A 6,215-nucleotide genomic window follows, 5' to 3' on the forward strand; every position below is an offset into this window, starting at 1 on the left:
CACAGCTCACGGGCCCGGTCGCCGGTGGCCAGCACGATCGCGGCCGCGCCGTCGGTCACCGGCGGGCAGTCGGACGGACGCAGCGGCGCGACCTCGTACTCCTCTTCGCCCGGCTCGGCCAGGTCGAGCGCGTACGGGTTGGCGCGCCCGGCGGCGCGCGAGCGCACGGCGACCGCGCGCAGGTCGTCCTCCTTGTGCCCGGCGTCGAGGTACGCCCGTGCCTGGAGCGCGGCCAGGGAGGTCTGGTCGGGTCCGAGCGGCGCCAGACAGTACGGGTCGAGCTGCAGCGTCATCAGCTCCGGCAGCCCCGACTCGCCGTCCTCGCGCACGACCTGCGAGCACTTGCCGAACCCGTACACCAGTGCGGTGTCGATGTCGCCGTGCCGCAGCCGCACCCACGCCTCGTACAGGGCCCAGGCGGCGTCCATCTCGACGTGGCTCTCGGAGATCGGCGGCCAGGCGCCGACCGCGTCGAGCGCGGAGACGAACGAGAACGGCGCGCCGGCGAGGTAGTCGAGCGACCCGGAGCAGGTGAAGCCGAACCGCGTCAGGCCCGTGCCCTGCTTCACCTCGGTGATGACCGGGGCGAGCATCTCGACCTCGGTCAGCCCGGAGTCCTGACCGGTGTGCTCGGTCTGCGCGAACGCCACGACCGCGATCTCGGGGCTGGTCAAAGGTAGTCCTTGATGTCGTCGAAGGGGACGTCGGGTTCGCCGGTGGGCTCGAACCACTTGATGTTGGCCATCGTCTGACCCCACTCCTCGCGCGGGCGCCACGCGGCGCGTACCCGCATGCCCATCCGCACCTCATCGGCCGGGATGCCCGCCACCAGCGCGACCATCGCGATGTCGGAGCCGTCGAGGAGGACGTACGCCGACACGAACGGCACGTCGGGCGCGCGCGGATCGGGGATGTTGTTGACCGCGAACGTCGTGACCGTGCCGGTGTCGGGCACCTCCACCTCCTCGGTGGTCGGCACGCCGTCGACCGGGCACATCCCCTTCATCGGCACGTAGACCTTGCCGCAGACCTCACAGCGGTGGCCCAGCAGCCGCCCCTCGGCGACGCCGCCGAGGAACCGGCTCAGCGCCCGGCCCGCGCTCAGCCGGTAGTCCGCCCGGACCGGAGCGTTGATCATCGTCACGTCGGGGCGGAAGGACTCGATGTCGCCGATCGCGCCGGTGCGCTCGGCCCGCCACTTCGGCCGTACGCGCAGCCCGGCGCGCAGCGTCTTCGGGGGCTTCGCCCCGAGTTCGAAGACGCCGAGGTCCAGGACGTGCAGCACCGCGGTGTCCGCGCCGTCCGGGGTGATCAGCGCCCACGCGAACGGCCGGTCGAGGGGATGGCCGGGGCGCGGGCGCGGCACCCAGGCGTACGCGCCGACGACGCACTCGGGCCCGACCTCGACGAACTCCTCGGTGACGGCGGTGCCGTCGGTCTCGTACTCGACGGGCGGGAACAGCACCCGGCCCGAGACCGTCCGGACGCCGACGAGCCGCCCGTCGCGCAACTCGGTGAGGAACCGCCCGATCACCGGCCCGACGGAGCGCGTGTAGCCACCGGGGAACTCCAACGCGTGATCCGCTGTCAGCGAGTCAAATTGCGTGTTCATGGTCGCGCTCTCCTCCTCACTCGCTGCGCGGGCGGCTCGTTCCTCGCCGCCCACTCCGCTCGTTCGTCGGTTCGCCGCTCAGATCCCGGTCCTTCCAATAAGGATCGCGCAGGCGGCGTTTGAGGAGCTTGCCGTTGGGTTCGCGCGGCATGTGCTCGACGAAGTCGAATGATCTCGGCCACTTCATCCGGGCCAGCCGGCCGTCGAGCGAGGCGAGGATCTCCTCCGCCAGCGCCGGGCCGGGTGGCACGCCCTCGGCCGGCTCGACGACGGCCTTGATCTGCTCGCCCCAGTCATCGTCGGGGATGCCGAAGACCGCGACGTCGGCGACCTTGGGATGGATCATGATCTCGTTCTCGATCTCGGCCGGGTAGATGTTCGCCCCGCCGGAGATGATCATGTCGGCCTTGCGGTCGGACAGGAACAGGAAGCCGTCCTCGGTGAGGTAACCGATGTCGCCGACGGTGAAGTGGTCCTTGAGCCGGCCGGCCTTCGTCTTCTCCTCGTCGCCCTTGTACTCGAACTCGATACCGGCCATCTTCATGTAGATCGTCCCGGGCGTTCCGGCGGGCACCTCGGCGCCGTCGTCGTCCACGACCAGCAGTTCGCTGATCGGCCACGCCTTGCCGACGGTGCCCGGGTGCTCCCGCCAGTCCTGCGGGCTCGCGATGGTGCCGCCGCCCTCCGTGGCCGCGTAGTACTCCCACACGCAGTCGCCCCACCAGTCGAGCATCTGCTGCTTGATCGGCACCGGGCAGGGCGCGGCGGCGTGGATCGCCCAGCGCATCGAGGAGACGTCGTAGCGCTCCCGCACCTCGCGGGGGAGTGCGAGGAGCCGCTTGAAGTGGGTCGGCACCATGTGGGTGTTGGTGATCTTGTATCGCTCGATGAGCCGGAGCGTCTCCTCGGCGTCCCACTGGTCCATGTAGACGAGCGTGTGGCCCATGTGCAGCGCCGAGCCGCCGAACTGGGTCACCGCCGTGTGGTAGTTCGGCGAGGTCACCAGGTGCGCGTTGGGCGGGCCCGGGGTGAAGCCGAAGAACGTCAGCAGGAACGTCATCAGCTCGGCCGAGTCGTCGGGATCGATGCCGGTCAGCGCCCGGCGCACGCCCTTCGGCCGCCCGGTGGTGCCGGAGGTGTAGTGCATGGTCGCGCCGGCCGTGCGCTCGTCGGGCGGCGTGCCGGGCCGCCCGGCGACCAGGTCGTCCAGCGGCCGGAACCCCGGCAGCTCGCCCCCGATCGCGAACCGGCGGTGCTCATCGATGGCGGCCGCACCGGGGATGCCCTGGGCGGCGTAGCGCTCGTGCACGAAGAAGGCCTTGGCCTCGCTGTCGGCGACGATGTAGGCGATCTCGGGACCGGCGAGATGCCAGCTGATCGGGGTGTAGTACCAGCCGGCCTGGAGCGCGGCGAGGTAGATGACGAGCCCGTCGACGCCGTTGGGCACCAGGCCGCAGATGCCGTCGCCGGGCCGCAGGCCGAGGTCGCGCAGGCCGTGGACGAGGCGGTTGGAGCGCGCGAGAAGCTCCCCGGCCGTGTACGTGGTGCCGTCCGGGTCGACCGCCGCGACCCGGCCGGGGTCGTTCGCGGCCAGCCGCCAGAAGCCCAGCGTGCCCATCGAATCCCTCCTGCGTCTCGCGTACGGAGGTGCCCAGATCCGCAGTGAATCATGTTCTCGTTTTAGGCGACAACCCCTGTTCGATGCGTAATCCCAATACTAGAATCCGTTCTCGTTATCGGTCCTGGAGGGAGGCGGTCATGGCGGAGCCGCTGCCGATCAGCACCGCACACTGCGTCGTCGAACGCGAGGGCCACGTGGTCACCGTGACGATGCGCCGCCCGGAGGCGCGCAACGCGCTGAGCACCGACATGCTCGTGGGGATGGCCGACGCCTGGGCCTACATCGACTCCACCGACGGCGTACGGGTGGGCATCCTGACCGGCGCGGACGGCCACTTCTGCGCCGGCGCCGACCTGAAGGCGATGGGCGAGCCGTCCTCGGACGAGCGGGTCCGCCGCCGCGCCGCCGAACTGACCGACTTCCACTGGAAGGGGCTGCTCCGCGACACCCGGCCGGGCAAGCCCCTGATCAGCGCCATCGAGGGCTCCGCCGTGGCCGGGGGCACCGAGTTGCTGCTCGGCACCGACATCCGCGTGGTCGCCGAGAACGCGACACTGGGCCTGTTCGAGGCGAGGCGTGGCCTGTTCCCGATGGGCGGCTCGGCGGTGCGGCTGCCGAGGCAGATCCCGTACACGTTCGCGATGGACATCCTGCTGACGGGTCGCCCGGTGACACCGGAGGAGGCCCTGCGGATGGGCCTGATCACCCGAGTGGTGCCGGACGGCGAGGCGCTCACGGCGGCCCGGGAGGTGGCGGACCGGATCGCCGCCTGCGGCCCGCTGTCGGTCCAGGCGATCCTGCGGACCCACCGCCGTACGGAGGGCCTCGACGAGGACGCGGCCCTGAAGATCTCCGATGAGATCGGCTGGCCGGTCTTCGCCTCCGAGGACGCCAAGGAGGGCACCCGCGCCTTCCGCGAGAAGCGTCCCCCGAGGTTCACGGGAGCGTGACCTCGCCCGCGGCGTGGGCGTAGCGGCGGGCCAGGTGCGCGAAGGCGTCCCTGAGCTCGGGCGGCCCGACGACCTCGATGTCGGCGTCGAACCTGCCGATGGCGGCGGCCAGGCCGTGCCATGACCACGAGCCCAGGATGAGCCGGCAGCGGTCCGGGCCGAGTTCCTCCACGACTCCGTCGCGGACGTAGGGGGACACGGCGGCGGCGGGGCGGCCGAGGATCACCTCTCCGCGACAGGGCCGGAGGCCGGAGCCGTCGGAGCCCTGGAACCTGCCGGCCACGAAGGCGGTCACGTCTCCTCCGGGCGGTTCGCGCGGGGTGAAGCGAGGGCCCGCAGGGATGCGCGGGGTGATCCGGTCGGCGCGGAAGGTGCGCCAGTCGTCGCGGTCCAGGTCCCAGGCGACGAGGTACCAGCGCCCGCCCCAGATGACGAGGTGGTGGGGCTGCCCCCGGCGCGGCGGACCTTCGGCGTCGTCTCCGCCGGCTCCCGGCGGGAACGCGGGAGCGTAGTCGAAGCGCAGCACCTCGCGGGCGTGGACGGCGGCGCCGATCGCCGCGAGAACGCCGCCGCCGACCGGTGGATCCGGCCGGGTCGCGGGCCGCTCGACGGCGGTGACCTGGAGGGTGCCGATCCGCCGGCGCCGCCGCGCGGGCATGACCTGCCGGACGGTGGTCAGGGCGCGCGCCGCGGCCTCCTCGATGCCCGCGCCGGTGGTGGTGGCGATCCGCAGTGCGACCGCGAGCGCGACGGCCTGCTCGTCGTCGAACAGCAGCGGGGGAAGTTCCGCGCCGGCGCCGAGCCGGTACCCCCCGTCGGGGCCTTTGACGGCCGCGATGGGGTAGCCGAGTTCGCGCAGGCGGTCGACGTCGCGCCGCACGGTGCGCGGGCTGACCTCCAGCCGCTCGGCCAGCAGTGCCCCCGGCCAGTCCCGGCGGGCCTGGAGCAAGGAGAGCAGCGAGAGCAGCCGCGCTGAGGTCTTCGGCATGGCTCCGATATTGCCGCAAGAAGAGGCCACACCCTGTCCGCTTCCCCGGCGATCGTCTGTGTCGTGCCGGACAACGACAACGACCGGAAGGACCCGATCACCGTGACCACGCCGACCTTCGACGCCGAGCGGACCGACCTGCTCGCCCAGCTCGCGAGCGCCCGATCCGCCCTGATCACCACGACGCGCGGGCTCGGCGACGCGCAGGCCGGCGAGCGCCCCACGGTCAGCGCGCTGTGCCTGGGCGGGCTGATCAAGCACGTCGCGTCCACCGAGGAGGACTGGATGCGCTTCGTGGTCGAGGGCCCGTCGGCGATGCGCTACGACCTGCCCGACGGTGTCACCTGGGCCGACATCGCGGCCGGTACGGCACGCGAGTTCCCGCAGTGGATGATCGACCACCAGAACGAGTTCCAGATGTCGCCCGGCGAGACGCTGGCCGGGATCCTCAAGCGCTACGAGCAGGTGGCCGCCCGTACGGAGGAGATCATCGCCGCCGTCCCCGACCTGTCGGCGACGCACCCGCTGCCGGAGGCGCCCTGGCACGAGCCGGGAACCGAATACACCGTGCGCCGTGCGCTCACGCACGTCATCGCCGAGACCGCCCAGCACGCCGGGCACGCGGACATCCTGCGCGAGGCGCTCGACGGGCAGAGGTCCGGCTGACCGGGAGGCGAGCAGAAAGGACGCCACGGTGAAGACGCGCGAGCTGGGGCAGGACCGGCTCGCGGCGGTGGTTCCCGAGCACTCGTTGCCGCAGCATGGCCGTCGAGCGGCTCATCCGGCTCGCCGAGGGCGCAGGACCGTCGCCGACCCACCTGGCGATGGCCTTCGCCGTCACGTCGGCCATCATCGGGCCCCGCACCATGGAGCACCCCGACGACGAGGTCCTCGACCAGATCGTGCCGCCCGGGACCGGCATCGGCCCGATCGCCGCGTCCTGTACGTCGCGGGCCATCGCACGCCCGGCCGCCGAGCGTGCGGCGGCATGACCGGGCGACGCGTCCTCGGCACCCGGACGCCGGGCCGGGCGACGCCCGCCCG

Annotated in this window: 7 protein-coding genes; 3 read left to right on the forward strand and 4 right to left on the reverse strand. The window is 72.2% G+C overall.

Annotated features, from left to right (window positions below; genetic code table 11):
• From ACFFNX_RS38960 to ACFFNX_RS38970, 3 genes are all read right to left on the reverse strand, one after another.
• Positions 1 to 674 (reverse strand): thiolase family protein (locus tag ACFFNX_RS38960; protein WP_512699873.1); only part of this gene is annotated, 674 nt, incomplete at its 3' end.
• Complete coding sequence (locus ACFFNX_RS38965; protein WP_378211164.1) at positions 671 to 1,612, reverse strand: Zn-ribbon domain-containing OB-fold protein; 942 nt, start codon at positions 1,610 to 1,612, stop codon at positions 671 to 673. The genes ACFFNX_RS38960 and ACFFNX_RS38965, both read right to left, overlap by 4 nt.
• A 16-nt stretch (positions 1,613 to 1,628) precedes the next feature.
• Positions 1,629 to 3,230: an acyl-CoA synthetase gene (locus ACFFNX_RS38970; protein ID WP_378211165.1), complete on the reverse strand. Its 1,602-nt coding sequence runs from the start codon at positions 3,228 to 3,230 to the stop codon at positions 1,629 to 1,631.
• A 140-nt stretch (positions 3,231 to 3,370) separates the two neighbouring features.
• Here ACFFNX_RS38970 and ACFFNX_RS38975 point away from each other — a divergent pair, with 140 nt between their 5' ends.
• Entirely contained in the window at positions 3,371 to 4,183 is an 813-nt protein-coding gene (locus ACFFNX_RS38975) for a crotonase/enoyl-CoA hydratase family protein (RefSeq protein ID WP_378211166.1), read from the forward strand.
• Here the strand turns inward: ACFFNX_RS38975 and ACFFNX_RS38980 are convergent.
• Positions 4,170 to 5,171, reverse strand: a complete 1,002-nt coding sequence (locus ACFFNX_RS38980) for a helix-turn-helix transcriptional regulator (RefSeq protein ID WP_378211167.1) — start codon at positions 5,169 to 5,171, stop codon at positions 4,170 to 4,172. The genes ACFFNX_RS38975 and ACFFNX_RS38980 overlap by 14 nt on opposite strands.
• Before the next feature lie 63 nt (positions 5,172 to 5,234).
• Here ACFFNX_RS38980 and ACFFNX_RS38985 point away from each other — a divergent pair, with 63 nt between their 5' ends.
• Both ACFFNX_RS38985 and ACFFNX_RS38990 read left to right on the forward strand, forming a co-directional pair.
• Entirely contained in the window at positions 5,235 to 5,837 is a 603-nt protein-coding gene (locus tag ACFFNX_RS38985; protein WP_378211168.1) for a DinB family protein, read from the forward strand.
• Positions 5,838 to 5,932: 95 nt separating this feature from the next.
• Positions 5,933 to 6,163, forward strand: coding sequence for a hypothetical protein (locus ACFFNX_RS38990; RefSeq protein ID WP_378211170.1), 231 nt, complete (start codon positions 5,933 to 5,935; stop codon positions 6,161 to 6,163).
• The last annotated feature ends 52 nt before the right edge of the window (positions 6,164 to 6,215 follow it).

Source organism: Actinoallomurus acaciae (assembly GCF_042429965.1).
Taxonomy (GTDB): Bacteria; Actinomycetota; Actinomycetes; order Streptosporangiales; family Streptosporangiaceae; genus Actinoallomurus; species Actinoallomurus acaciae.